26 protein-coding genes and 1 pseudogene are annotated in these 25,812 nt (G+C 52.4%); 17 read left to right on the top strand and 10 right to left on the bottom strand.

Translation table 11 applies throughout. From position 1 onward, the window contains the following. The first annotated feature begins 18 nt into the window (after positions 1-18). From SIB80_RS00390 to SIB80_RS00375, 4 genes are all read left to right on the top strand, one after another. Positions 19-525: an acyltransferase gene (locus SIB80_RS00390; RefSeq protein ID WP_063419379.1), complete on the top strand. Its 507-nt coding sequence runs from the start codon at positions 19-21 to the stop codon at positions 523-525. Beyond that, entirely contained in the window at positions 522-1,331 is an 810-nt protein-coding gene (locus SIB80_RS00385; RefSeq protein WP_063419380.1) for an NAD-dependent epimerase/dehydratase family protein, read from the top strand. Before SIB80_RS00390 ends, SIB80_RS00385 begins: the two co-directional genes overlap by 4 nt. A gap of 8 nt (positions 1,332-1,339) precedes the next feature. After that, positions 1,340-2,101, top strand: a complete 762-nt coding sequence (locus SIB80_RS00380) for a cephalosporin hydroxylase family protein (protein ID WP_063419381.1) — start codon at positions 1,340-1,342, stop codon at positions 2,099-2,101. A gap of 575 nt (positions 2,102-2,676) precedes the next feature. After that, the gene (locus SIB80_RS00375) at positions 2,677-3,219 is read left to right on the top strand and encodes a dTDP-4-dehydrorhamnose 3,5-epimerase family protein (protein WP_063419382.1); all 543 of its coding nucleotides are present in this window, start codon (positions 2,677-2,679) and stop codon (positions 3,217-3,219) included. 359 nt (positions 3,220-3,578) lie between these two features. Here SIB80_RS00375 and rfbG read toward each other — a convergent pair whose 3' ends face one another. From rfbG to SIB80_RS00360, 3 genes and pseudogenes are all read right to left on the bottom strand, one after another. Beyond that, entirely contained in the window at positions 3,579-4,691 is a 1,113-nt protein-coding gene (gene rfbG, locus SIB80_RS00370) for a CDP-glucose 4,6-dehydratase (protein ID WP_063419395.1), read from the bottom strand. Beyond that, positions 4,688-5,458, bottom strand: coding sequence for a glucose-1-phosphate cytidylyltransferase (rfbF, locus tag SIB80_RS00365; RefSeq protein ID WP_063419383.1), 771 nt, complete (start codon positions 5,456-5,458; stop codon positions 4,688-4,690). The genes rfbG and rfbF overlap by 4 nt, the downstream gene beginning before the upstream one ends. Positions 5,459-5,689: 231 nt before the next feature. Continuing rightward, a pseudogene (locus SIB80_RS00360) lies at positions 5,690-5,807 on the bottom strand (translation initiation factor IF-3); the annotation flags it as partial. 240 nt (positions 5,808-6,047) lie between these two features. On the opposite strand from SIB80_RS00360, the gene gyrB reads away from it, so the two are divergent. The 4 genes from gyrB to SIB80_RS00340 are packed head-to-tail and all read left to right on the top strand — an operon-like array spanning position 6,048 to position 9,096. Further along, positions 6,048-8,015 (top strand): DNA topoisomerase (ATP-hydrolyzing) subunit B, encoded by a 1,968-nt coding sequence (gene gyrB / locus SIB80_RS00355; RefSeq protein WP_063419385.1) that lies wholly within the window; start codon positions 6,048-6,050, stop codon positions 8,013-8,015. After that, a complete protein-coding gene (locus SIB80_RS00350; protein WP_063419386.1) occupies positions 8,015-8,341 on the top strand; it encodes a hypothetical protein in 327 nt (108 codons plus the stop codon). The genes gyrB and SIB80_RS00350 overlap by 1 nt, the downstream gene beginning before the upstream one ends. Further along, complete coding sequence (locus SIB80_RS00345; RefSeq protein ID WP_063419387.1) at positions 8,334-8,729, top strand: fluoride efflux transporter FluC; 396 nt, start codon at positions 8,334-8,336, stop codon at positions 8,727-8,729. The genes SIB80_RS00350 and SIB80_RS00345 overlap by 8 nt, the downstream gene beginning before the upstream one ends. Continuing rightward, a complete protein-coding gene (locus SIB80_RS00340; protein WP_063419388.1) occupies positions 8,722-9,096 on the top strand; it encodes a fluoride efflux transporter FluC in 375 nt (124 codons plus the stop codon). Before SIB80_RS00345 ends, SIB80_RS00340 begins: the two co-directional genes overlap by 8 nt. Here the strand turns inward: SIB80_RS00340 and SIB80_RS00335 are convergent. Further along, positions 9,071-9,550: a glutathione peroxidase gene (locus tag SIB80_RS00335; protein ID WP_063416093.1), complete on the bottom strand. Its 480-nt coding sequence runs from the start codon at positions 9,548-9,550 to the stop codon at positions 9,071-9,073. The two genes, SIB80_RS00340 and SIB80_RS00335, sit on opposite strands and share 26 nt — an antisense overlap. 75 nt (positions 9,551-9,625) lie before the next feature. On the opposite strand from SIB80_RS00335, the gene mgtE reads away from it, so the two are divergent. Then, a complete protein-coding gene (mgtE, locus tag SIB80_RS00330) occupies positions 9,626-11,047 on the top strand; it encodes a magnesium transporter (protein WP_063419389.1) in 1,422 nt (473 codons plus the stop codon). 94 nt (positions 11,048-11,141) lie between these two features. Continuing rightward, the gene (locus SIB80_RS00325) at positions 11,142-12,149 is read left to right on the top strand and encodes an RpoD/SigA family RNA polymerase sigma factor (protein ID WP_413352164.1); all 1,008 of its coding nucleotides are present in this window, start codon (positions 11,142-11,144) and stop codon (positions 12,147-12,149) included. Here SIB80_RS00325 and SIB80_RS00320 read toward each other — a convergent pair. From SIB80_RS00320 to SIB80_RS00310, 3 genes are read right to left on the bottom strand one after another with little or no spacing between them, the layout of a single operon-like run. Then, on the bottom strand, positions 12,134-13,045 hold the full coding sequence (locus SIB80_RS00320) for an alpha/beta fold hydrolase (RefSeq protein WP_063418992.1): 912 nt from the start codon (positions 13,043-13,045) through the stop codon (positions 12,134-12,136). The two genes, SIB80_RS00325 and SIB80_RS00320, sit on opposite strands and share 16 nt — an antisense overlap. Then, entirely contained in the window at positions 13,042-16,302 is a 3,261-nt protein-coding gene (locus SIB80_RS00315; protein WP_063418993.1) for an efflux RND transporter permease subunit, read from the bottom strand. The genes SIB80_RS00320 and SIB80_RS00315 overlap by 4 nt, the downstream gene beginning before the upstream one ends. A 7-nt stretch (positions 16,303-16,309) precedes the next feature. Next, a complete protein-coding gene (locus SIB80_RS00310) occupies positions 16,310-17,455 on the bottom strand; it encodes an efflux RND transporter periplasmic adaptor subunit (protein WP_236065934.1) in 1,146 nt (381 codons plus the stop codon). 145 nt (positions 17,456-17,600) lie between these two features. On the opposite strand from SIB80_RS00310, the gene SIB80_RS00305 reads away from it, so the two are divergent. Genes SIB80_RS00305 through SIB80_RS00295 form a run of 3 tightly spaced genes read left to right on the top strand, consistent with a single transcriptional unit; the run spans position 17,601 to position 20,883 of the window. Beyond that, a complete protein-coding gene (locus tag SIB80_RS00305) occupies positions 17,601-18,230 on the top strand; it encodes a hypothetical protein (protein WP_063418997.1) in 630 nt (209 codons plus the stop codon). Between the two features lie 2 nt (positions 18,231-18,232). After that, the gene (locus tag SIB80_RS00300; RefSeq protein ID WP_063418999.1) at positions 18,233-20,149 is read left to right on the top strand and encodes a fumarate reductase/succinate dehydrogenase flavoprotein subunit; all 1,917 of its coding nucleotides are present in this window, start codon (positions 18,233-18,235) and stop codon (positions 20,147-20,149) included. Continuing rightward, positions 20,146-20,883 (top strand): succinate dehydrogenase/fumarate reductase iron-sulfur subunit, encoded by a 738-nt coding sequence (locus tag SIB80_RS00295; RefSeq protein ID WP_063419000.1) that lies wholly within the window; start codon positions 20,146-20,148, stop codon positions 20,881-20,883. Before SIB80_RS00300 ends, SIB80_RS00295 begins: the two co-directional genes overlap by 4 nt. A gap of 30 nt (positions 20,884-20,913) precedes the next feature. Here the strand turns inward: SIB80_RS00295 and SIB80_RS00290 are convergent, their stop codons facing one another. Continuing rightward, on the bottom strand, positions 20,914-21,867 hold the full coding sequence (locus SIB80_RS00290; protein ID WP_063419001.1) for an isopenicillin N synthase family dioxygenase: 954 nt from the start codon (positions 21,865-21,867) through the stop codon (positions 20,914-20,916). 36 nt (positions 21,868-21,903) lie between these two features. Beyond that, positions 21,904-22,137: a transposase gene (locus SIB80_RS00285; protein WP_328585569.1), complete on the bottom strand. Its 234-nt coding sequence runs from the start codon at positions 22,135-22,137 to the stop codon at positions 21,904-21,906. Between the two features lie 229 nt (positions 22,138-22,366). On the opposite strand from SIB80_RS00285, the gene SIB80_RS00280 reads away from it, so the two are divergent. The 4 genes from SIB80_RS00280 to SIB80_RS00265 are packed head-to-tail and all read left to right on the top strand — an operon-like array spanning position 22,367 to position 25,333. Beyond that, on the top strand, positions 22,367-22,939 hold the full coding sequence (locus SIB80_RS00280) for a recombinase family protein (protein WP_236065935.1): 573 nt from the start codon (positions 22,367-22,369) through the stop codon (positions 22,937-22,939). Further along, on the top strand, positions 22,932-23,102 hold the full coding sequence (locus SIB80_RS00275) for a hypothetical protein (RefSeq protein WP_236065936.1): 171 nt from the start codon (positions 22,932-22,934) through the stop codon (positions 23,100-23,102). Before SIB80_RS00280 ends, SIB80_RS00275 begins: the two co-directional genes overlap by 8 nt. Next, positions 23,102-24,268, top strand: a complete 1,167-nt coding sequence (gene mutT / locus SIB80_RS00270; RefSeq protein WP_063419002.1) for an 8-oxo-dGTP diphosphatase MutT — start codon at positions 23,102-23,104, stop codon at positions 24,266-24,268. The genes SIB80_RS00275 and mutT overlap by 1 nt, the downstream gene beginning before the upstream one ends. Before the next feature lie 24 nt (positions 24,269-24,292). After that, a complete protein-coding gene (locus SIB80_RS00265; RefSeq protein ID WP_063419009.1) occupies positions 24,293-25,333 on the top strand; it encodes a carbohydrate kinase family protein in 1,041 nt (346 codons plus the stop codon). Here SIB80_RS00265 and tsaE read toward each other — a convergent pair. Next, the gene (tsaE, locus tag SIB80_RS00260; RefSeq protein ID WP_063419087.1) at positions 25,282-25,755 is read right to left on the bottom strand and encodes a tRNA (adenosine(37)-N6)-threonylcarbamoyltransferase complex ATPase subunit type 1 TsaE; all 474 of its coding nucleotides are present in this window, start codon (positions 25,753-25,755) and stop codon (positions 25,282-25,284) included. The genes SIB80_RS00265 and tsaE overlap by 52 nt on opposite strands. Positions 25,756-25,812: the final 57 nt, after the last annotated feature.

Raw genomic sequence — 25,812 nt, 5'->3', positions numbered from 1 at the left:
AATCGCTTTCCTATCTTGATGTCGTCTTCTCAAGCAAGAATCGCTATCCACCCGTCAGCCTTGGTGTCCGATCTCGCGGATTTGGAAGTTTCGCAACGAGGCTCATGCTTGGTGGTTGGGGCTGATTCACGGATCGACAGTTTCGTGAAAATCAAACCAGCTGGAGGCTTTGGCGATGTCGTAATCGGCAACCGCTGCTATCTGAATTCCGGTTGTGTTTTGTATTCAGGCAACGGCATCACCATTGGCAATGATGTGCTGATTGCTGCCAATTGCACGTTGGCTCCAGTGAACCATGCCTTTCGTGATCGCAGCCGCTTGATTCTTGATCAGGGCTTTGAGCCCTCGCGTGGAGGGATTGTTATTGAAGATGATGTTTGGATTGGCGCCAATTGTGTTCTCCTTGATGGTGCTGTTTTACGCAAAGGCTGCGTGGTTGCTGCAGGCTCTTTAGTACGCGGTGAATTGCCCCCTTACAGCATCTCTCGCGGCACGCCAGCTACCCCCATGGACTCACGCCGATGAGTGAGCCTCAGCCGATCACAGTCTTGGGTGCTGAGGGCTGGATTGGATCAGCTTTGGTTGCTGATTTGAAAAGGTGCAACCGCTCTGTGGTCGCCATCGGTCGCTCGCAGTTACAGGATTGGTTGGACGACAAGCAGCCTCAGGGGCCTGTGATCTATGCCATTGGGTTGACTGCTGATTTCCGTCAACGCCCCCATGACACCGTTCAAGCGCATGTTTCGTTGCTTTCAAAGGCACTTCAGCGCAAGGGCATCAAGCAGTTGTTGTATCTCTCTTCGACCAGGGTCTATGCACGTAGCGCTTCCACTCAAGAAGACGCACCTTTGGTCTGTCTTAGCTCAGATTCATCGGATCTTTATAACCTTTCAAAATTGCTGGGCGAGGCATTGGTTTTGCAAGATCAACGCATTGGCTGTCGCGTTGTTCGTTTGAGCAATGTTGTTGGGCCTGGGCAGCCTTCCAGCACCTTTATCGGATCTTTATTGCGAGATGCACGCTTAGGTGCATTGGTCACGATTCAGCAATCATCAGACTCAGTAAAGGACTACGTCGCTCTGACTGATGTCTTACGGCTGTTGCCTTTGATTGCTGAGAAAGGACGGCAGCGCCTTTATAACCTTGGTGGTGGTTGTGATGTCTCTCATGAGCAAGTTGCTGCTTGGTTGCGGAAGCAGGGTGCTGAGGTGACATTCGCTCGTCAGCCTCATGAGGAGTTCGCCTTCCCAACTCTGGAAATTGATCGCCTATCCAGTGAATTTGGCTTAAATAGCAAGCCTTTCCGGCAAAATCTGTTAATTGATCACTAGCTTCTTCGATGACCGCGCGATTTGAGTACGACGAGGCGGCAGCTGTCGTTCGCTGTAATGGGCGTGAGATCAATCTCGGCGAGCCTGAAGCCTTTGAGTTAATCAGCCGTGCCTGGCTGCGTAGTGGCTGGGATACCAAATATGTTTATGGCTTCTCCTGGCAGGGCCGTCCAATTATTCAGTTGCCGGAGGATCTGATCCGCATCCAGGAGTTGATCTATGACCTTCAACCTGATGTGATTGTTGAAACCGGCGTTGCCCATGGTGGCTCTTTGATTTTTTATGCCGGTTTATGTGCGGCGATGGGAAAAGGTCGCGTGGTAGGTATTGACATTGAAATTCGCTCACATAATCGCAAAGCGATCGAGTCGCATCGACTCAGCCCGATGATTACTTTGGTGGAAGGAAGCTCGACGGATCCTGACGTTGTTCAGGAAGTGCAGGGTCGTATCGGATCTTCAGAGTCGGTTTTGGTGTTGCTGGATAGCAATCACAGCCAGGCCCATGTTGCTGCCGAGCTTGAGGCCTATGCCCCGCTGGTGAGTAAGGGAAGTTACATCGTTGCTTGTGATGGGATCATGCAGCAGGTTGCAGGTGCGCCTCGCACCGCATCTGACTGGGAGACGAACAATCCAATTAGCGCTGTCAATCAGTTCTTATCTGAGCATCAGGAGTTCGACGCACATGAGCCCAATTGGCCCTTCAACGAGGGCGTAGTGCGTCAGCGGGTGACCTATTGGCCTCAGGCTTACTTGCGCCGCAAAGCTTGAGTCACGATCAATCTTGAACGAGGGCCGTGAGAGCGTCTTCAGGCTGCGTTTGCATTGATTTCATCTTGATCATGGCGGTTGTAATTGGCGTGAGGCTGACGCATAGGTGCCACTGATTTTGTGCTGTGCCCGAAAGAAAATCAATGTTGACGGGCGCCTTTAGCTTCACTAGCCCTAGCGATAAGCGCTTGAAACAGGTTCTAGGTTGTTCCCTTACTGGTAGTGACTTTGAAATGTGCTCAGTTTTCAGGTACGGGTTGGTTTCGTATTGATGGCCTATTGCTACTTATTGAGCATTACTTGGGACGGTCTGGCTTTCTCACAGGCATTTGGTGCTGAGATCACACCTCCCAAACCTGATTTGGCCATATTCGCCTCAGACAAGCGAATGAAAGTGATTTCAGACGAATGACCGACTTGTGTAAAACTCTTTTTGCTGATGCTGTTGTGTGTGCTTCTTGGCTTGAATCCCGTCAGGGCAAGTTGAGCCGGAGATGTCAAATAAAAATGAAGTTAGCTCTGAAGCAACACACGATCTGACGAACTTTTTACCATGAACGTTGTCAAGCATTTAGATGAAAACTGAGGTCCGCTCAACTCCTATAAGTGGTTTGGTTGAACTGCTGGGTCATCCTTTCTCTGACCATCGAGGAGCATTCTTAAATTGTTTTCGACGTCAAGAGATTGGCTTTGCTTCGGCATGGGGTGATCGCTCAATCTCACAGGTCAACGTCAGTCGTACCGATAGCGTCGGGACCGTAAGAGGTCTGCATCTGCAGGCAGCGCCACACAGCGAGGCTAAAATCGTTCGTTGCCTAAGAGGCCGCGTCTGGGATGTGGCAGTAGATCTGCGCTCAGGATCGCCTACATATGGCCTTTCTTATGCAGTTGAACTGTCCCCTGTTGCTGCGAATGCTCTGTTGATTCCCGAGGGCTGTGCTCATGGATTCCAGACCTTGGATTCAGGAAGTGAGTTGCTTTATTTGCATTCAGGCGCTTGGGTTGCACATGCAGAAACGGGGATTCGTTTTGATGACCCTAAGCTGGCCATAAGTTGGCCACTTCCACCACTAAATCTCAGCGAATCTGATTTGAAGCTCCCCTTGCTTGGTGGCTAATTGTGAAGGATCTTGTTGAGATATCGTTTGAGTCCCTTCTCTGTTGCAATCGCTCAAGATAAGAAGCCAATCGCAAACATGTGGTATCGACCACGTTGAAGTTTCAGGAAAATGTTGCTAATGTTCCCATACTTTAGATTAAATGTCTTTAATTATAGCGGATGTCTAGGGCTAGATTGTAAGTGGTTTTTGGCCTGTTCTTTGAAAGTTTTGCATCTTAATTTGTTTTTAGAGTTGGTTGCTTGGTTCATGTTGCCCCCTGACATCTGGTTTGTTCGAGGTTATTGCTTGATGCGTGGCCTTTCTGGATGGATGAGATGCAATCCATAGTTATTGCTGGTTGTTAATTGCTGTAGCAATTAGTCAGGAGTTGATTGTGATGTGTAATCTTTAATGTCTTCGAGGCAGCATTCATATGGGTCATGACCATTATTTGTTTTTTTATACCAATTAACCGTTTTCTCCACTGTTGTTATGAATGACCATTTGGGTTGCCAGTTGAGTCTGTGATATGCTTTATCGATTTGCAGGTGTAGACGATGGGATTCATGTGGCTCATTTACTGATGGAAGATCAATGTAGTTCCCCGGCCAATGTTTTAATATTTGCTCGATAAGTCTTGAAACTGATAAATTTGACTCTATCTTTGGACCAAAATTAAAGGCTTCGCATAGAGACTGATGGCTAATATCTTTTTTGCTTTCATTCAGTAGTGCTTCCGCTAGTCGCATGTACCCACTGAGTGGTTCCAGTACATGCTGCCAAGGCCGAGTGGCCTGTGGGTTTCTGATGGAAATGGGTTGACCCGCTGTTAGGGCTCTAATTGCGTCAGGAATGATTCGATCTTCTGACCAGTCACCTCCTCCTATTACATTTCCTGCTCTGGCTGTGGCTATTTCAAGATGTTCTGTCTGGTGGCTTCCCTTGCCACAAAAACTCGCGCGCCAACTGCTGATAGCTAATTCAGCCGCCGCTTTGCTCGCGCTGTATGGATCAACTCCACCAAGCCTGTCACATTCACGGTAGCCGAAGTCCCAGTTATTATTTTCATAGACTTTATCTGTAGTTATCATCACAACCGCACATTTTTTGTCTGATTTTTTCAATGCTTCCAATAAGTTTAGACAGCCCTGAACATTGGTTTCCCATGTGCTTAAGGGTTGCTCATAACTGCGACGCACCAGTGGCTGAGCAGCTAGATGAAATACGACATCTGGCCTACAAGCTTTTACTATTTCAGTCACTTTTGCGCCATTGCGGATGTCGGCAATGTGGTGATTCTCAATTCGCTTGATCAAATTTAATTGAGTATATAAGTTGGGATTGGTATTTGGCTCAATGCTAATTCCTGTCACTCTTGCGCTCAGCCTGCTGAGCCAAAGTGATAGCCAGCTACCTTTGAAACCGGTATGGCCTGTCACTAATACCTGCTTTTTAGCCCAGAAATTGTCGTTAAGTAAAGAAGTATTCATTGAGCCCATACCTTCCAGGGGGCTTCTCCTGACTGCCATAGCTCTTCAAGTTTATTGCGTTCACGAAGTGTATCCATGGGCTGCCAAAAACCATGATGAAAATAAGCATTGAGTTGACTCATGTCTGCCAATGTTGCGAGTGGCTTTTCTTCCCAGCTGCAATTGTCACCATCAATCAAATCGATAACTGAGGTTTCTAGGACGAAGTAGCCGCCGTTGACCCAACCGCCGTCTCCGTCGGGTTTCTCTTGAAAGCTTTTGATTTCATTGCCAACCAGCTCTAATGACCCGTACCTGCCTGGAGGTTGAACAGCAGTTAAAGTTGCTTTTTGATTATTTCTTTTATGAAATTGTACTAAAGCTGTGATGTCGATATCGCCCAGACCATCACCGTAGGTAAAGCAGAAGCTGCCATCTAGGTGTTCAGCGACTCTTGCAAGGCGACCTCCTGTAAGGGTGTTATCACCTGTATCAACCAGTGTGATTTTCCATGGCTCTGCATTTTGTTTATGGATCTCCATATGGTTGCTATCCATATGAAAGGTCACATCGCTATTGTGTAAAAAATAGTTGGCGAAATATTCTTTAATTATATATCCCTTGTATCCGCAGCAGATCACGAATTCATTGATGCCATGATGGCTGTAAGTCTTGAGGATATGCCAGAGAATTGGTTTGCCCCCGATCTCTACCATTGGTTTGGGTTTTAGGTGGGTTTCCTCGGATAGGCGGGTTCCGAGTCCTCCGGCGAGGATGACAGCTTTCACAGGAGAAGAAGAATTTAATTGATTATTGGTTATAGCTCTCTACTCATAGGAGCCACTCTTGGTGAATGAGGCTTGGTTAAAGATGTAGCCCTGTCAAGTTTTTCAGTTGACAGCTCTTTGCCAGCTCCCTGGCCGTAGTGCTCGATGAGCACGTCTCCAGCTTTGAAGCAGCGAAGAGCTTGAGGGGGACCTCCTTTTGGAATCTTGATGGTCAATTTTGTAGCGCGTCTAGGCTTCTTTGGCTTTCTCTGACTGTTCGAATTTGAATTTGCCGTCATCTATGAATCTGTAAACGGGTGCAATCGGCCTTTCGCTCACTAGAAAAAGTATTGAGTTCACGATCTTTTGCCGCTTGCGGTGGGCCCAGCTAGCACGATTACCAAGGGTTTGGCTGGGGCCTTGGTTTGGGCCTTAGAAGTCCTGAGGAGTGGCATGCCAGCGATAGGAGGGGTCTCTCCGTTTGATGGGAATGGTTTCTCAGAAGGCCCCTGCAAGCCTCTTGCGCCAGTGGTAAAATTATCTTGCCAGGACGAGGTTTCTCGCCGATGAGGCCTCTTAGAACAACCCTTCCTGGCTGCGGATTTATTGAATGAGCGAAGACTCCAAGGTCCAGGCTGCCTATGGCGCCGAACAAATTCAGGTGCTGGAAGGGCTGGAGCCGGTTAGGAAGCGTCCAGGGATGTACATCGGCTCCACTGGGCCAAGGGGATTGCATCACCTTGTCTTTGAGGTTGTCGACAACTCTGTTGATGAGGCATTGGCCGGGCACTGTGATGAGATTCTCGTGGTGCTTGGACCAGATGGTTCCGCATCAATATCTGACAACGGCCGTGGCATTCCTACCGACGTTCACCCCCGGACAGGCAAGAGTGCCTTGGAAACGGTGCTCACAGTGCTTCATGCTGGCGGTAAGTTCGGCAGTGGCGGTTACAAAGTCTCTGGCGGCTTGCACGGAGTTGGTGTATCTGTCGTCAATGCCCTGAGTGAATGGGTGGAAGTGACGGTGCGGCGTCAAGCACAGGTGCATCGTCAGCGCTTTGAACGTGGGACTGCGATAGGTAGTCTTCGTTCCGAAGCCCAGCCTGCTTCAGAGAAAGGGCGCACTGGCACGAGCGTTTGTTTTAAGCCGGACGAAGAGATATTTACTGTTGGCATTGTTTTCGATTACGCCACCCTGTCTGCTCGTTTGCGTGAACTGGCTTATCTCAATGGTGGGGTGCGGATTGTTTTCCGCGATGAGCGTCAGGCTGTTTTAGATGCGGAAGGGGCTCCTCATGAGGAGGTCTATTTTTATGAGGGCGGTATCAAAGAATATGTCACCTATATGAACGAGGAAAAGGACGCTCTTCATCCCGAAATTATTTATGTGAATTCCGAAAAGGATAATGTGCAGGTTGAAGCAGCACTGCAATGGTGTGTTGATGCTTATTCAGACAGCATTCTCGGATTTGCTAATAATATTCGCACTGTAGATGGGGGTACTCATATTGAGGGGCTGAAGACAGTCCTTACCCGTACTCTCAATACGTTTGCCCGTAAGCGGGGCAAACGCAAGGAAGCCGATTCTAATCTGGCTGGAGAGAATATTCGTGAAGGACTGACGGCTGTTCTTTCTGTAAAGGTGCCCGATCCAGAATTCGAAGGGCAGACAAAAACCAAGTTGGGCAATACCGAAGTCCGCGGCATTGTCGACAGCTTGGTGGGTGAAGCATTGAGTCAGTACTTGGAATTTAATCCTGCGGTGATTGATCTTATTCTTGAGAAGGCCATTCAGGCATTCAATGCAGCTGAAGCTGCACGTCGTGCTCGAGAGTTAGTGCGCCGCAAAAGCGTACTTGAGAGTTCTACGTTGCCAGGAAAACTGGCTGATTGCAGTTCTAGGGACCCCTCGGAATCAGAGATTTACATCGTGGAGGGCGACTCTGCTGGTGGTTCTGCAAAGCAGGGCCGAGATCGTCGCTTTCAAGCAATTCTTCCCTTGCGCGGCAAGATCCTAAATATTGAGAAAACAGATGATGCTAAAATATATAAAAATACGGAGATCCAGGCGCTGATTACTGCGCTTGGATTAGGTATCAAAGGAGAAGAATTTGATTCAAAAAATCTTAGATATCACCGTGTGGTGATCATGACTGATGCTGATGTTGATGGTGCTCATATTCGTACGCTGATACTTACATTTTTCTACCGCTACCAGAAAGAATTAGTTGAAGGTGGTTATATCTATATTGCGTGCCCTCCTCTTTATAAGGTTGAGCGAGGTAAGAACCATACCTATTGCTACAACGAGGCTGATTTACAGACGACACTTTCAGGCTTCCCTGAGAAGGCCAACTACACCATTCAGCGCTTTAAGGGTCTCGGCGAAATGATGCCAAAGCAGTTGTGGGAGACCACCATGGACCCTTCTGCCCGGATGATGAAGCGGGTGGAGGTTCAAGATGCATTAGAGGCTGATCGTATTTTCACAATTTTGATGGGCGACAAGGTTGCTCCCCGCCGGGAGTTCATTGAAACCCACAGCGCTGAGCTCGATATGGCAGCTTTAGATATCTGATGGGTGTTGTGCTCCGTTGGGGGTGGGTCTTAGGGGTGGCCTTGCTAGCTCCTGCAGCCTTGCCTGCTGGTGGGGGTGAGCGTCGCCAGCCAGAAATTCGTCGTTCTGATAGCTCAGAACCTTTGTTTGCTGGGACAAGCTGTGAATTGCGAGTTAGCCCTCTGGCTGTGGCTCCCAGCTTGCGAAGACTGGCCGTTGGCACCCCCTTGAATGTGCTCCGTCGCTGGCATGGCGACGATGGTAAGGACTGGCTGCAAGTACAGATCGCCTCGGGTAGCGGGGAGTGCTTGGCCGGGGTTGTTAGGCGTGGCTGGCTTAATGTCTGATCTGGTGTTGCCCGGATGGCAGGCTTCACTGGTAGCCATAGGCGCTGTGCCAGGAGCTTGGTTGCGCCTCAGATTGGTGAACCACCTTGCTCCGATGGTGCCGAGGAAGCACTGGGGCACTTTTACGGTGAACATGGTTGCTGCTTTCGCTCTTGGCTTGGTCTTGGCCTTGCAGGCCAAATATTCACCAGCAAGTGGAGCATCGCCTTTGATCTTGTTGCTTGGTGTGGGCTTCTTCGGATCTCTCAGCACCTTTTCGACTTTTACGGTAGAGGTGCTTAATACCTTGCGAGAGCATCGCTGGAGTGAGGCCCTAGTGCTTGCTGTGGGCTCGATCTTGGGAGGTCTCTTGGCTGTAGCTGCAGGGGTTGGGCTGGCTAATGGCTAATACGACGCAACCCTTGCCCAATCAATGGAATGAGATGTGGCTGGTGGCTTTTGGGGCTGTGCCTGGGGCCTTGGTTCGCTGGCAGGTTCAGAACGACTTGCTGGTGAATGTGATTGGAGCTGCCATTTTGGGGTTTGTGGTTGGTTTGCCGTTCCGTCCAAGCCGTCAGTTGTTGCTGGGGGTGGGTTTCTGTGGTTCTCTCACCACTTTCAGCAGCTGGATGGTGGAATGCAGCACCCTGATCTCTCAGGGTGCTTGGTTGTCAGCGCTGGGATTGATTGGTCTAACCATGGGCTTAGGTCTTGGTGTTGCAGCCCTTGGTTTTTTGATTGGTCGGCAGTTCAGGCCATCAGGGCTTGGTCGATAGCTGTTTTGAGCTCAGTGCTCTCAGGTTCCACGCCGCTCTTGAAACGTTTGAGCACGGTGCCGTCCTTACCCACAAGAAACTTTTCGAAGTTCCAGGCCACATCTCCTGCTGGTTCAGTTTGATTGAGGGTGGTGTAGGGCTCGGTGGTTTTGCCCATGGCGTGCACCTTGTCAAACAATTCGAAGCTGGCGCCGTAGGTGGTGGAACAGAAGCTCTTGATCTCCTCGAGGGTGCCGGGCTCCTGGGCGCCAAAGTCGTTGCAAGGAAAGCCCAGCACCTTTAGTCCCTGAGGGCCGTATGTGTCTTGCAGCGCCTGCAGGCCTTTGTATTGCTTGGTAAATCCACATCGGCTGGCCACATTCACGATTAACAGCACCGTGCCGCTGTATTCGCTGAGGGACTTCTCAGCACCCTCTGGAGTGCGAACCACAATCTGGCTGATGTTGATGGCCATGGACATTTGGTTTTGTCTTCAAGACCTTAGCGAGGACCATTCGCCATACAGTGTGGTCGCCTTGACGGTTGGCCGATGAACGAGGCAACGGGGGCAACCAGTCCGGAGGCGGCCGTCGTCAGCGGCTCTGACCTGGTCGACTTGGTGGCCCAGCAGCTGCAAGCGCTGTTGTCAGCAGGCAATTATGACGCCGTGAAGATGCTGCTTCATCCGGTGCAACCGGTTGACATCGCTGAAGCCATTGGCATTTTGCCTCGTACCCTTCAGGCTCTGGCCTTCCGCTTGCTCAGCAAGGACGAGGCCATTGAGGTTTACGAATACCTAGAGCCTGCTGTTCAGCAGAGTCTGCTGGAACGCCTTCGCTCTGGTGAGGTGCTCGAGTTGGTGGAGGAGATGTCCCCCGATGACCGGGTGCAATTGTTTGATGAGCTGCCTGCCAAGGTGGTGCGACGATTGCTGGCAGAACTGAGCCCAGCAGAGCGACGGGTCACTGCTCAGTTGCTTGGTTACGAGCCTGAAACTGCTGGTCGCTTGATGACGACCGAGTTTATTGACCTCAAGGAATTTCACAGTGCAGCTCAGGCTCTCACGATCGTGAGGCGTCGAGCTCCTGACACGGAGACGATTTATAGCCTCTATGTGACTGATGGTGAGCGCCACCTGACCGGGATCCTTTCATTGCGAGATCTCGTGACTGCTGAGCCGGAGGCACGCATCGGGGATGTGATGACCCGCGATGTGGTGAATGTGCGCACCGACACAGATCAAGAGGAGGTGGCCCGAGCGATTCAGAGATACGATTTTTTGGCTGTCCCAGTTGTGGATCGAGAACAGCGATTGGTAGGGATCGTCACCGTCGATGACGTGATTGACGTGATTGAACAGGAGGCCACACGCGATCTTTATGCCGCTGGAGCTGTGCAGGCGGGGGATGAAGACGACTATTTCCAGAGCAATTTGTTGGTTGTTGCGCGCCGTCGAGTGGTGTGGCTGGCTGTATTGGTGGTAGCGAATGGCTTTACTAGTCAAGTGATTGCCATGAACGACGATGTGCTGAAGCATGTTGTGCTGTTGGCGGCGTTCATCCCGTTGTTGATCGGTACGGGCGGCAACGTTGGCGCTCAGAGTTCCACTGTGGTGATTCGAGGTCTTAGTACTCAGCGCATCCAGGCTCTTGGTCGCATGAAGGCGGTGGTGCGTGAGGCCATGGCAGGCGGGATTTTGGGTTTGTTGATGTTGCTTGTGGTTGTTCCCTTTGCTTGGTGGCGGGGCGAAAGTCTTCTTGTGGGTGCAGCAGTAGGGATCAGTCTGATGGCGATCACTACTCTGGCTGCTACGGCTGGGGCTGCTTTGCCTTTGTTGTTCGATCGAATGGGTCTGGATCCCGCCCTGATGTCGGCTCCCTTTATTACGACAGCAACTGATGTGGCTGGGGTCTTTATTTATTTACGGACAGCGGCTTGGCTGCTTCAGCAAACAAATGGCATAGCGTTCTAGGTATTTCTACCTATGCATTCTGGTGAGGTGGGTTTCCCGTAGGGTCTTTTGGGCTACTTAGAGGGTAAGCTTTACAAAACGCAATAGAGTTGTCGTGGTCGACTCCGCAGCCTCCAAATCCCTTGTTAAATCAGCGGTTGTGCCTGCTCGTCAGTTGCCCGCAGATGTCGACCTGGTGCGTTCATACCTGCGCGATATCGGTCGAGTGCCGCTGCTGAGCCATGAGCAGGAGATCACGCTGGGTCGTCAGGTGCAGGAGTTGATGTCTTTAGAGCAGCTTGAGTCTGAACTGGAAGCTAAAAAAGGTGAGCCAGCGAGTCGTCAAGAGCTAGCGAAGGCAGCTGGATTGAGTGCGTTGCAGCTCAAGAAGAAGTTGCAGAGCGGACGACGTGCGAAGGAGCGGATGGTGTCTGCGAACCTGCGCTTAGTGGTGAGTGTTGCCAAGAAGTACACCAAACGGAATATGGAGCTGCTTGATTTGATCCAAGAGGGAACGATCGGCTTGGTGAGGGGAGTAGAGAAGTTCGACCCAACCCGTGGCTACAAGTTTTCGACCTATGCGTATTGGTGGATTCGTCAGGGGATCACGCGTGCGATTGCGGAGAAGAGCCGGACGATCCGTCTGCCGATCCACATCACGGAGATGCTGAACAAGCTCAAGAAAGGCCAGCGAGAATTAAGTCAGGAGATGGGGCGCACGCCAACAGTGAGCGAACTTGCAGAGTTTGTGGAGTTGCCCGAGGAGGAGGTGAAGGATCTGATGTGCCGTGCCCGTCAGCCGATGAGTTTGGAGATGAAGGTGGGAGATGGGGATGAAACGGAGTTGCTTGAGTTGCTTGCGGGGGAAGAGGAGTTACCGAGTGAGAAGGTGGAAGTGGATTGCATGAAAGGCGATTTACGTACCTTGCTAGAAAAGTTGCCCGAGCTGCAGGGTCGTGTGCTGCGGATGCGTTATGGAATCGACGGAGGCGAGCCGATGAACCTCACCGGGATTGGCCGCATCCTCGACATCAGTCGTGATCGTGTTCGCAATCTGGAGCGCCATGGACTCAATGGTCTGCGCCAGTTGAGTGAATCGGTTGAGGCCTATGCGGCTTGCTGAATGATTCGGAGAAGCAGTGGATTGACCTCTTCAGGAGCTTCGTCGTGGGGGCAATGCCCTGCACCATCGACCACTGCTAGGGAGCGGATACAAGGCAGCAACGCAGCCCAGCGACGGGCTTCCTGCAACGGTTCCCATGGATCGGCTGCCCCCCAGATCAGATCCACTGGCATGTTGAGATCAGCCATCAGTTCTGGCGCCAGGTAGTCGTCGAAGATGTTGATGAAACCGTGGAAGGCTTCTGCAGCACCTGGCCTATCGGCTGGTTTTTGCAGCATGCTCACCAAGGATCGATCGAGATTGTTGCCGCTGGGGTAGGCCTGCTTCAGCACTCGCTTGATCACCATTGGGTTTGCTGCGTTTCGGAAGAGACTGTTGCTTAGCCAGCGTTGCTGAACCAGGTTTTTCAGCCAGGGACGAGTCCAGCGCATCAGGCTGGGCTGTTCGTCTAATCGCTTGTCATCCAAGGTGCGCTGAGCGCAGTTGATCAGAACGACACCTTCGCAAGCCTCTTCGAGGAGCTGGGCGGCACGTAACGCAATCACGCCGCCGATTGAATTGCCCACAATGCGCACAGGGATCTGCACCACTTCACGGCAGAAGGCGGCGACCTGGGCTCCCCAGCCATCAAAGTCGTAGCAGAAATCGCCTTGATGGGGGGCTTCACCCCGCAGTCGTGCCTTTGGTTGGCTGCTGCCACCAAAGCCGAGGAGATCGATGGCGTAGCAGGGGCTTATTTGGGCCAACACCGATTGGTTATGGCGCCAATGCTCCTTGCAGGCTCCAAAGCCGTGGATGAGCAGCGTTGCTGAATTGGCATGATCTGCAGTGCCTGATCTGCTCCAAGCCACCTGCCAATCCTGCCAAGTCCAAATGTGATTTTCGGCGTTTGTCAAATCTGTGGTTCGCTGCTGAACCAGCGCTCCTCTAGATGCTTCACCACAACATAAAAGGGCGGTACCACTCCTAGAGACAGCACTGTGGCAACTACTAGGCCTCCAAAAATCACAGTGCCCAGTGATTGTTGGCTATGGGCACCAGCTCCATTGGCCACCACTAGAGGGAGGAAGCCGGCTAAGGCTGCAATAGCAGTCATCAGGATTGGCCGTAAGCGGGATTCGGCCGAGGCAATCACAGCATCACTCGGGGTCATGCCGCTGTTCAGATTTTGTTCGGCGACTTCCACAATCAGGATGCCGTTTTTAGCCGCCAGGCCGATGAGGGTCACCAGACCAACCTGGGCATAGATGTTGAGGTCGATCGAGCGGATCGCTAGAAACGCCAACGCTCCAAGCATCGCTAATGGCACAGTCATCAGAATGATGACGGGTGTTACATAGCTCTCGTATTGGGCAGATAGCACCAGATAGACGATGAGCAGTCCGAGTCCGAAGACCATGATGCTTGCGCTGCCTGCAGATAACTGCAGTGCAGCCAATCCGGTGAAGGCGTAGCCGATGTTGGAGAAGTCTTGTTTTTGGAAGAGGTTTTGAATGGCCTGTAAGGCTTGGCCTGAACTTTTGCCGACGGCCTCCGCACCCTGAATGAGCACTGTGCGGTAGAGGTTGTAATGGCTGATGACTGGGGGCGCACTGCTCAGGTCTGCGGAGGCGAACTGTGAGACTTGTACAAGCTCGCCATCGCGACTGCGCACGTAATAACTCAGGATGTCGTTAATGTTGTTACGTTGTTCGGCTGATGATTGCACATAGATGTTGCGGACTTGACCGTTTTCGTATGTGAGGCCTGAATAGTTGCTGCCAGCCAGGGTGGCGATGGTGTTCATTGCCTCCTGATAGTCAACGTTTAAGGCTCCCATCACAGCTCGGTCGATTTGTAGTCCGAAGGCCGGAGCGCTGGGAATGAACTGGGTGTAAAGGCTGGAGAATTCGCTGCTCGCTTTACCGGCTTTGATGAGATCATTGGCAAGCCCATCCAGTTGGTTGAAGCTGTAGGACCCGTTGCTGAGATCATTGAACTGGAAGTAAAAACCTCCCTGGGATGAGAAGCCCGGGACAGCAGGAGGTTGGGCAGAAACCGCCATGGCACTACTGAGCTTCTCTAACTTGGCGTTAAGCCGATCGACGATGGCTGCTGCACTGTTGCTGTTGCCTTTGCGTTCATTGAGAGGCTTAAGGCCAAAAAAGAATGCACCCTGATCGGGGCTGGAGCCATTGAAACCGAAGCCACTCACAATTGCCGCTGCATCGATGTTCTTTTCGGTTTTGAGCAGCTCGGCAATTTGCTGTCCTGTTTGTTGGGTTTGGCTGAGTGAGGCGCCATTTTGAAGCTGGTAAAAACCCAATCCATACCCTTGGTCTTCTTCCGGGATGAAGGCAGACGGAATGGCAGTGAAGGCGAAGGCAGTCAGCAGGATGCCACCAGCGAGACTGGCCAGGATTAAGCGGCGTTTGCTGATTAACGATTTGATCAGTTGCGCATAACGCTTTTGTAAATCATCGAAAAAACTGTTGAAACGACTAAAAATGAAAGGGAGGTTGCTGCTAGCTATGCCACCCAACACCACACCAAGTACGTAGGTCCAGCTGCCGAAAGCAGTTGCTGTGAAGCGACCAAAGGCCAATCCCACTAACACTCCTGCGAGGATCCAGCCCCAACCTTTGGGCTCTCGAGGCTTATCGCTACGTAGAATCAATCCTGACAACATTGGGGAGAAAGTTAGGGCGTTAAAGGCTGAGATCGCAATTGAGAAGGCAATGGTTAGGGCGAATTGCTTGTAGATGATGCCAATGCCACCTGGGTAGAAGGCCACTGGTACGAAGACGGCCATTAGGGCCAAAGCCGTGGCCACTAAGGCGCCAAATAGTTCTCCCATGCAGGCCAGTGCTGCCTGGCGAGGACGCATCCCCGATTCGATGTTTTTTGATACAGCTTCGATCACCACAATTGCATCATCGACCACCAATCCGGTAGCGAGGACTAGGCCAAGCAGGGTGAGTTGATTAATGGAGAAATCGAAGATTTTAAGGAAGGCAAAGGTGCCAATGAGAGAGATTGGGATAGCCAAGCTCGGAATGATTGTTGCTCGCCAGTTCTGCAGGAAAAGAAAGAGAATGAGCAGCACAAGGACAATTGCAAGTCCAAGGGCATCAACGACTCCTTCAACAGAGGATTCAATAAATTGGCCAATGTTGTAGATCTGCGACACGTTTACCCCTGGTGGAGCTGCGCTAGCAAACTGATCGATTACTTTCACGACGTCATTGGAAACGTCTAATGCGTTGCTATCAGGTGTCTGGTAGACAGCCAGTGTCATGGCTGGGTGCCCATTCACGTCGATTGCATCGGTTGTAAAAGTATTGGAGCCATAAATCACTTCGCCAATATCTTTTAGCAGCAAAAGATTGCCACTTGTAGTGCGACTAATGATGAGGTTGTTGAAGTCTTCAATGGAGACAAGATTGCCATTATTTTCAACCAGGATTGGGTATGTATAGGCTTGGTCTCCTGTTGCAGGAGGGCCACCTACAAGGCCTCCAATCGCTACGCTGTTCTGGCTTTGTATAGCATTGATGATGTCTTTGGCAGTTAGTTTGTTGGCTGCCAGCTTGTCGGGATTGATAAATAGCCAATAGGCTGGATTGGCTCCACCAAGCACGGCAACGTTGGCAACCCCTGGGACTCTGCCAAGGGGGTAATAGAGCTGCTCATAAATAAGGCCATTGAGGTAATTAGCGTCAAATTGACCTTGCGTTGAACCAACTTGGTAGGCCAACAGTATGGATGGATTGCTTTGTTCAACGGAAACACCCGTTGCCTGAACCTGCTCCGGTAGCTGGGGCATGGCCAGGGAAACGCGGTTTTGCACATTGACTTGGTCGATATTGATATCAGTTGACTCATCGAAGTAGACATTGATTGTGCTTTGCCCCTCCATGTCACTGGTGGACGAGATGTAGTTAACGTCAGGAACACCGTTGATCTGTTGCTCTAACGGATTGGTGACAGCTTGTTCGGTGACTAGCGAATTTCCGCCGCCATAGTTTGCTGTGACTTGGATCAGTGGACTGGCTATATTTGGCAAGTTTGCGATTGGTAAGGAAGGGATTGCGATAATGCCTACCAGCACGATGAGGATGCTGCAGACTGTCGTCAGAACTGGCCTTTTGATGAAATTGTCGGAGAACGCCATGCTTTATTCAGTTGCTTCCTTTCTTGGTGGCTTGTGCTGGCGCAATCTTCACGGCCATGCCGTTACGCAGTAGTGCTGTATTGCTTGAAACAACTTGCTCGCCTTTTTGCAGGCCTGATTTCAATGGGTAGAGGTTGTTTTGCAGTTGGCCCAGGGTGACAGCTCGTTGCAACACAATCGGGGTGTTAGTAGGTAATGATTCGAGCTTCTTTTTGGTTGCTTCGGGTAATGAGCTTGATGCTTTGATTTTTGGGAGTGCTTTGCTTAGTGGTACAACAACGTAGACAAATGGTTGTTGGGCCTCCATAAATACCGCTTGAACAGGAACAGCAAGGCTTGTAAATTGGCCCGTTATTATCTGACTTTTGACAAATTGTCCAGTTTTTAACTTACCCGTGAGGTTGGGAAAGGCTGCTTTCACCATGAGTGTGTTTGGAGACTTATTTGTTCCATTCAGCTCGTAATAGGGCGAGATAAAGACAACGGAGCCCTGCCCTGTTAAAGGTGGTGTGGTTTGGGATGCAACCATCACCGTTTGCCCCAGTCGCACCTGGTTGGCTTGCGTTGCTGGGATCTGCATCATTGTCCATAGCATCGAATCGTCAACGATGCCTGTAATGGTTTGTCCTTTCTGCACGTAGTCGCCAAGTTTCACCTTGTCCAGATTGCCGATTAGGCCATTGATTGGTGCGCGTACGAATTTGTAGCCGAGGCTGGCTGCATTGGCTTTTGCCTGATCTCGCGACTGGATTGCCTGCACTGCATATTTGTCGCGAGTCTTGGCTGATGTTGCACCCTGCTGGTAGAGGAACTCATAACGCTCAGCATTGAGCTGGTCTTTCTTTGCTTCGGATTGGGCGGAGTCCAGGGCAGCACTTTGTTGCTCGTTGTCGAGCACCAGGATGGTTTGACCAGCTTTAACGCGTTGCCCATCCTTGGCGAGGATTTTGATCACTGTGCCGTCGGTCTGTGGTTTTAAGGCCACGTTTTTGGTCGACTCCAGCATGCTGACGGCACTGACCATTGGCGCAAAATTGGTTGAGGTGATTCGGGTTGCCACAACCGTTATGAATTTTTGAGTAGCCTTATGGCTGCAGCTCGTCACCATCAAGACGGCCCCTAGCAGGGCAAAGGTGGTGGAGCTAGATGCCATCAGAACTTGCTTTTTCGCGGACGATAACCTTCCTTGCATCTGCTTGCTCTGGCGAAGGTTCACCCGTGATTAACGATAGGTAGGTACTCCTATTCTCTGACCCATGAGTTTGTTTAGGGTTATTTGACATTTGTGCTCCGCATTTATGGGGGCGGATTTGCTTAGGGTCTGGAGTGCTGCTACAGGGTTGCTGTTGGTGCTTTTCCTGATGCTCCATTTGGGTGGAGTTGTGATGGCGCCTTTTGCACCTGCGAGCTTTGAGATTTATGCAGCGGCCTTGCATCAGTCTGCTTGGTTGCCGTTTGCAGAATTTGCCTTTTTAGCTGCAGCTTTCATTCACTTGGCCCTGAGCTTGGCGAAGCTGATTGTTAATCGACGAACTGGTAATCGTGCTGCTCTTGTTAGCCGCCGAGGTGATCTCCTTGCTGTTTTAGCAGCACGTAGCCAGGCGATTGGTGGTTTGATCCTGCTTGGCTTTCTGGTGGTGCATCTCTTGCAGCTGCGCTGGCCAAGGCCACCTGCTGGCGAGGAGCTGATAGTGCTGCGGGATTTGTTGTCTCAGCCTGCAAACGTGGCTCTCTATCTATTGGCCGCTCTGGCCATCAGTTTGCATGTGTTCCACGGTGGTGAGGCCGCTCATCGCAGTTTGGGATTACTTGCTCCAGCTAATGGTTTTCGCATTCGGCACGTCTTCCGCGTTCTGGCGTTGCTTGTGGGCGGCGGCTTCAGCGTGGTGGCGTTGTTGGTCTCTGCCTCAGCGTTGCAGATGGGTTAGTGATGAATGGTTTGCCTGATCCTCGTCTCCCATTAGGCACGATCGCCGATGCATGGAACCGCACGCAAGGATCGCTGCCATTAATCAGCCCATCGCGCAAACGGGAACTTCAGTTGTTGGTGGTCGGTACGGGGTTGGCTGGGGCTTCGGCGGCGGCAACCTTGGCCGAGCAGGGTTATTCAGTGCGTGTGATCAGCTTTCACGACAGTCCCCGACGGGCACACTCAGTGGCCGCCCAGGGAGGGATCAATGCCGCTCGCCCTCTTCTTGTGGATGGTGACAGCGTCAGCCGCCTCTTTGCCGATACCCTTCGTGGCGGTGACTTCCGTGCGCGTGAGGCAGGTTGCCAGCGTTTGGCTGAGATCAGTAGCGCGATCATCGACCAGTGCGTTGCTCAGGGGGTTCCCTTTGCGCGTGAGTACGACGGAACACTTTCGACCAGAAGGATGGGAGGGGCTTCGGTCAGTCGCACCTTTTATGCTCGCGGTCAGACTGGTCAGCAATTGCTCTGCGGCGCTTATCAGGCGTTGATGCGTCAGGTGGCTCTTGGTCAGGTGGAGTTGTTTTGTCGTCGCGATGTTTTGGAGCTCATCAAGGTGGATGGTGTGGCCCGAGGGGTGGTTTGCCGTGACCTGTTCAGTGGTGAATTGGAGGTGCATACCGCTCAGGCTGTGTTGCTAGCGAGTGGTGGATATAGCAACGTCTACTTTCTTTCGACAAATGCACTTAAATCGAATGCAAGCGCCGTTTGGCGGGCGCATCGTCAGGGAGCTTTATTCGCGAACCCTTGCTTCACCCAGATCCACCCAACCTGCATTCCAAGTGTTGATCTTTATCAGAGCAAGCGAACCTTGATGAGTGAGAGCTTGCGCAATGATGGCCGTGTTTGGCTGCCATTACAGTCTGGAGATCAGCGTTCAGCTGTTGAGATTCCTGAGACCCAGCGGGATTACTTCCTTGAGCGTCAGTATCCGGCCTACGGCAACATGGTGCCCAGAGATGTAGCTTCACGCCGTGCCAGGGAGCTCTGTAAGGCGGGGCATGGTGTGGGCCCTGGTGGCCAAGCCTTTTATCTCGACCTGAGCGATGCGATCTCGAGTCAGGGGCGAGAGGTGATTGTGGAGCGATACGGCAACCTTTTAGAGATGTATGAGCGAATTACAGGTGAGGATCCGTTGCTGACACCAATGCGCATCTCTCCCGCCCCTCATTACACGATGGGTGGTCTTTGGGTTGATTACCACCTGATGAGTTCGATCCCGGGATTGTTTGTGCTTGGTGAGGCCAACTTCTCTGAGCATGGTGCTAATCGTCTCGGTGCTAGTGCTTTGATGCAAGCTTTGGCTGATGGCTACTTCATTGCGCCGGCGACCGTCACTGCTTGGTTAGCAGGCAATACCACCACGCATGTTGCTGCTGATCATTTGGCTTGCCGCGAAGCTTTGGCGCGGGCCAGTGGGCGGATTGAGCTTTTGCTCAAGGGGGCGGGTCAACGGTCGGTTGATTCTTTTCATCGTGAGCTTGGAGCTGTGATGATTGATCGCTGCGGTATCAGCCGTGATGCAGAAGGGCTGCGTGCTGGGTTGGCAGATGTGGCATTGCTGGAGCAGCGTTTTTATGCTGAGGTAAGCATCCCTGGAGAAGTTCAGGGACCTAACCCTGAACTCGAGAAGGGGTTGAGGGTTGCTGATTTCTTTGGCATGGCCAAGTTGATGTTGCGCGATGCCTTGGCGAGAGAGGAGTCTTGTGGAGCCCACTTCCGTGAAGAGCATCAGACAGAACAAGGTGAAGCTCGACGTGATGATGAGAATTTTGCCCACATTGCTGCTTGGGAAGATCGTGGGCGGGCCGAGCCGATTCGCCATGCTGAGCCGCTCAACTTCACGAGCTTGAAGCCCAGTGAACGTCGTTATCGATGAGTCGTAAACTTTCGCTCACGCTGCGTATTTGGCGTCAGGCGTCAAGCAACAGTTCCGGTGCTTTCCATGTCTACCGGCTTGAGCAGATTTCTGTCGATATGTCGCTATTGGAGGCTCTTGATCGTCTCAATGAACAGCTGATTGCTCAAGCCAAGCGCCCGGTGTTTTTCGATCACGACTGTCGCGAGGGTATTTGTGGTAGCTGTGGCTTTCTTGTGAATGGTCAGGCCCATGGGCCTCAGACCGGCACCACTGTTTGTCAGCTCTATCTGCGCCAGTTCGCTGATGGCGACACATTGACGCTGGAGCCATGGCGGGCACGAGCTTTTCCTCTTATTCAAGATCTAGTGGTGGATCGTGGGGCTTTTGATCGGTTGATTGCAGCTGGTGGCTATTGCTCGGTGAATACGGGCCAGGCTCCGGATGGCAATGACATGTTGATAGGGAAGGATCAAGCTTCCTCTGCCTTTGAGACGGCTACTTGCATCGGTTGTGGTGCATGTGTGGCTAGTTGTCGTAATGCCTCAGCAAGTTTGTTTGTGGCGGCCAAACTGGCCCATTTAGGTCAGTTGCCTCAGGGGCAACCTGAGAGCAAGCGCCGGGCGAAGACGCTGCAAGAGCGCATGCTCGAGGAGGGTTTTGGTAGCTGTAGCAGCAATTTGGAGTGTGAGGCGGTGTGCCCGAAGCAAATTTCAGCTGATTGGATCAGCTGGATGCATCGCGAGGCACGTTGATACCTGGTGCTCATCTACTGATTGGAGCCATTAATCCATCAATTTGATTTGGTAAAGCACTTCTTCTAGGGCATCGGCAGCCATCACGCCGGCAAAACGTTGTGGATGACTTGCATTGACGCAGCTGCTGAGCGGTGTGAGCAGGGTGGATGGTTTGGGGTGACAGAACTGCACAACGCTTAGGCGCTCACGATCCCATTCGCTCGGCGCTAAGACGCGGTGCCAGCCGGTTGGGATAAGGCCATTGCTGATCCGTTCCAGCATCAAGCCACTGTTGACGATCACTTGGCCTTCAGGGGCAATGGCATTAACCCAAGAGCCATCGATGTAGACCTGCAGACCTGGGGCTGTGGCTCGCGGTAAGGCTGTAATCAGGTTGATGTCGCCATGGGCGGCGGCCCACATGTGCCCTGCAGCAGGGGCTTCGCTCATGGGTGGGTAGCGGATCGCTCTGGTGAGCGTTGGTGCGTCTTGTACCAGATCAGTGAAAAAATCATGATGGCAACCAAGGCCAGTAGCGATGATTCGCAGCACGCGACACTGCAACTCGGCGATGGTTTGGTGGAAGGTTTGCAACACTGCAGTGATTCCTGGTACGGCGACTTCTGGTAGGAGTTGTTCTGGATAGAGCGTGGGGAAACGGCGGCGTAAGGGGTGGTTGTCTGGGAGTGGTAATGCCCAGTTGAGCATTTCTTTCCAGTCGGGAAGTTTTTCGCTTGCCGCTGTTTCTACAAGTGTTTCTGTATAGCCAGTCTGGCCAAAAGCTTCGGGCACGTTGAATTGTCGTTTTGTTGTCGCTTCTAGAGCAAAGAAACGGTTCAGCATCCCGTAGGCCTCATCGAGAAGTGCCGCAGGCAGATCACTGGTGGTCACCACAAACCCTGTGCCGAGGCTGCGCATTAGCCCGTCAACGACAGCTGCTTGTTGACGTTTTGTGCCCTGTTCAAAAGCCAGCAGGTCAACATCGAGAATCGTTTGCTTCAAGCAATGGCCTGGTTGAACGAACGCTGAAATGGTGCCTTAAAAACTCGTTCCAGCCCAGTTCATCAACCTCGGCAAATCCTTGGCTTCTTCTGGCTTGATGAGCAAGTGAAGGTGGTTAGCCATTAGGCATAGCCCATAATCCTTCACGGCAAATTTCTGCTTGGCCTTTTTCAGTACCGCCTGTAAGACACCCCGCCTAAGGGCTTTAGCAATCAAGACCTGCCTGCTATTGCAGCGCAGCGTGATGTGAAAACTGCACCCAGACGGCATTATGCGTTTTGCTCGAGCCATGGGCTGACGGCATCAGAGCTCGATCATCAACAAGCGAATAACGGATAGCTGCTCAGCAGAACTCAACCCCCTAACTATTCCCTCATCCCTAACCCAAATAACTTGTCGAGTTGAGCGACAGCGACAACAACAGCACCGAGATTTTTTGCTTTAAAGCAAGCCTTCCTGATATCCAAGCGACTGTCTCACGCTCTGCTTTAAGGCCTTGGTGGCCGAAGGCTTAAAGAGTCAGGTTCGCTGGCTTGCTTATTCCCGAGTCAGTACAGATCGCCAGGAGCACTCCGGCCAGGGCCTTGAAGCTCAATGGGCGCTTGTAGCAGCCATGGCAGCGGAGTGTGGGGCATTGATCGTTGCAGAGTTTGTTGAGGTGGAGAGAGGGCGGAGAAACGATCGCCCTCAGTTAGCCGCGGCTCAGGCTCGTGCTGAGAATGCTGTGATTGTGGTGGCCAAGATTGATTGGTTTGCTCGGGATACAGGCTTCGTCTTGAAGCTTGCCAACGAGGTAGAGAAGAACGGCATGGGTGGCTTTGTGTTCTGCGATCTCCCGGAGATCGACGCCACCACTAGTGCTGGGCGGATGGTGCTCACGATGATGACCAGCGTCGCTGAGTTCGAGGCGCGCCGGATCAGTGAGCGGACCAAAGAAGCGTTGGCCGCGGCTAAGGCAAGGGGGGTGTCTTGGGGGATACCGGTCAGGTGCAGCCAAGCAGTCTTGTGTGCGCAAGCAGAAGGGTGTTGCGGAGGTCGAGGATCTGCGTGGAGTTCTCGAGCCAATGGTTAGTGCAGGTTTGAGCTACATGGCGATGGCTGCTGCTTTGGTAGGAGTCGAAAAGCTGAGCAGTACTGGGCGGCCGCTGGCTCCGGCGCAGATTGGTCGGATCCTCCAGCGCTTGGGTTTGTCGGGAAAGCTTCTGGGGAGTGACCAGGCCTGGGTTGCTGTCTGATGGACCCAGGAGGAAGCAGCGGGCATCGCGATATAAGTGAGATAGCTCCTGAACTGAGGCGCACACTGCTGGCATGGTGGGAAGTCCATGGTCGCAAGGTCATTGCCATCAAGCCGTGGATGTTCACATCAGATGGGCGTTGGCCCGAACCAAACGAAGATCTCGCGCTCTACGGCATTTGGATTGCTGAGGTGATGCTCCAACAAACCCAGTTGAGGGTGATGCGTCCCTACTGGGAGCAGTGGATGTTGGTGTTGCCAACGGTGCAGCATTTGGCTGCTGCTGAAGAGCGCCAAGTGTTGTTGCTGTGGCAAGGCCTGGGCTATTACTCTCGTGCCCGCAGGTTGCATCAGGCGGCGCGTCAATTGGCCGCTTCCCCTATGCCCTCTTCTCTTGAGGCTTGGCAGGCTGTTCCGGGTATTGGTCGTACCACGGCAGGGAGCATCCTTTCCAGTGCATTGAATAGGCGAGTGCCCATCCTTGATGGCAATGTGCGTCGTGTGCTGGCCAGAGTTCATGCTTGCTTGGATTCACCCCAAAGAGCGCAGGTAAGTTTTTGGCAGTGGAGTGAAGCCCTCCTCGATCCTTTGCGGCCAAGAGATTTCAATCAGGCCTTGATGGATTTGGGTGCGTTGGTGTGTACGCCTAGGACCCCCAGTTGTCAGTTATGTCCTTGGCAAAGTAGTTGTGCTGCCTACGCTGCTGGAGAGCCAAGCCACTTCCCCGTGAAGGATGCGAGCAAGCCCATTCCCTTCCAGCTGATTGGTGTGGGGGTCGTACTGAACGAAGCGGGTGAGGTCTTAATTGATCAGCGGCTTAATGAGGGATTACTCGGTGGTTTGTGGGAATTCCCTGGTGGTAAGCAGGAGCCAGGCGAAGCCATCGAAGCCACCATTGCTCGCGAGCTCAGGGAGGAATTGGCGATTGAAGTGCAGGTGGGTGAGCAGCTAATTGCTCTTGACCATGCCTACAGCCATAAGAAGCTTCGCTTTGTTGTTCATCTCTGCCGCTGGATTGCAGGAGAACCAAAGCCTTTGGCGAGTCAGCAGGTGTGCTGGGTGAAGCCTGAAGATCTTTCTGACTATCCCTTCCCGGCAGCCAATGCGCGCATGATTGCAGCGTTGATAGATCATCTTCGCGCAGACACGCTTAGCCAGTGTTCCTAGCTTCATCTCAGTAGCTGCTAACTGATGACGGGGACCAATCCTGTTCACAGCCTTGAGCCTGAGGTGATTTGCTTGGGCGAGGCGTTGGTGGATCGTCTTGGACCGCTGGGGGGAGATCCAGCTGTGGATCAGCCTGTCGAGGATTGCCTAGGGGGAGCCCCTGCCAACGTGGCTTGTGGCTTAGCTCGGCTTGGTAGCAAAGTGGCTTTTTTAGGACGTCTTGGAGACGATGCCATCGGGGCCAGGTTTCGAGAATTGTTTGATACTCGAGGCGTGAACCTTGCTGGTCTGCAGACCGATCAGCGCCGACCCAGTCGCATTGTGTTGGTGCGTCGTGATCTCGATGGGGAGCGGGTGTTCCAGGGTTTTGCAGGCGACCGCGGAGACGGTTTTGCTGATCAGGCTCTGTCTTTAGATGAGTTGGCGGCCAGCTGGCCTTTGCTGGTAGGTAAGGCGAGCTGGTTGTTGATCGGCTCCATTCCTTTGGCCACATCAGCTTCCGCCCAAGCCTTGCTTTGGTGCGTTGAGCAGGCACAAACAGCAGGCCTTGAGATAGCCCTGGATGTCAACTGGCGTCCAACCTTCTGGGATCCTGGCAGTTCTCCCGATAGTGGCCCTGATGAGAAGGCCTTGCAAGCGATTGCGCCGCTTCTTGAGCGTGCTGCTCTGCTCAAACTGGCTAGGGAAGAGGCCGTTTGGTTCTTTGACACTGACGATCCTGCAGTGATTGCGCGATCCCTTCCGCAGCAGCCGGATGTGGTTGTGACAGATGGGTCGCGTCCGGTGCGGTGGTGGATAGGGGGTTGTGTTGGGGAGCTTGCAGCGCTTTCTCCCCCTTCAGTTATCGACACCACCGGTGCTGGGGATGCTTTCACTGCAGGATTGCTGCATCAATTTTTGATGGATGCCTCATCTCAACGAGATCTGATCAAGGCCCGGGAGATGGTTCGTTTTGCAGCAGCCTGTGGCGCGCTTGTTTGTGGAGGGGCTGGTGGTATCGATCCGCAGCCGTCTCAGATGCAAGTGGAGGAGTTTTTGGGGTCGTTCGCAGGTGAGGTGAACTGAGCCAGACGACCTCCTTGAGCTCGATGCTGCAATTGCAATCTCCAGGCTTCAGGCAAGTTCAGGCTTAATCGATCAGGCCATTCCACGGCCATGAGGGCACCTAGTGCTTGGGCTTCTTCTTCCTCTTGCAGAAATAGCTCATTGGCAGTGCTGGGTTGCTCCAAGCGGTATAGATCTAGATGGATCAGAGGAGGATTCCCGTCCGGGTAGTGCTGAGCAAGAGCGTATGTAGGTGATGTGATCGGCTCACGGATGCCGAGAGCGGTTGCGATGCCCTGCACTAGAGAGGTTTTACCGGCCCCTAGGGGCCCTTCTAGCAACAGCACTGATAAAGAAGGTAGCCGCTGGACAAGGACTATTCCTAGGCATCGAGTGGCCTCAAGATTTTCAAGAATCCATGAGTCATCTGTAGATTGGCCCATAAGCGATGCCGAAGTCTCGGCGACTTCGCTGAGATTTCCGTCCACGATTCTCCCAAG

Origin of the sequence: Prochlorococcus sp. MIT 1327 (genome assembly GCF_047304785.1) — a bacterium.
In the GTDB taxonomy this organism is placed as follows: Bacteria; Cyanobacteriota; Cyanobacteriia; order PCC-6307; family Cyanobiaceae; genus Prochlorococcus; species Prochlorococcus marinus_D.
This window is presented reverse-complemented; position numbering and strand designations above follow the sequence as displayed.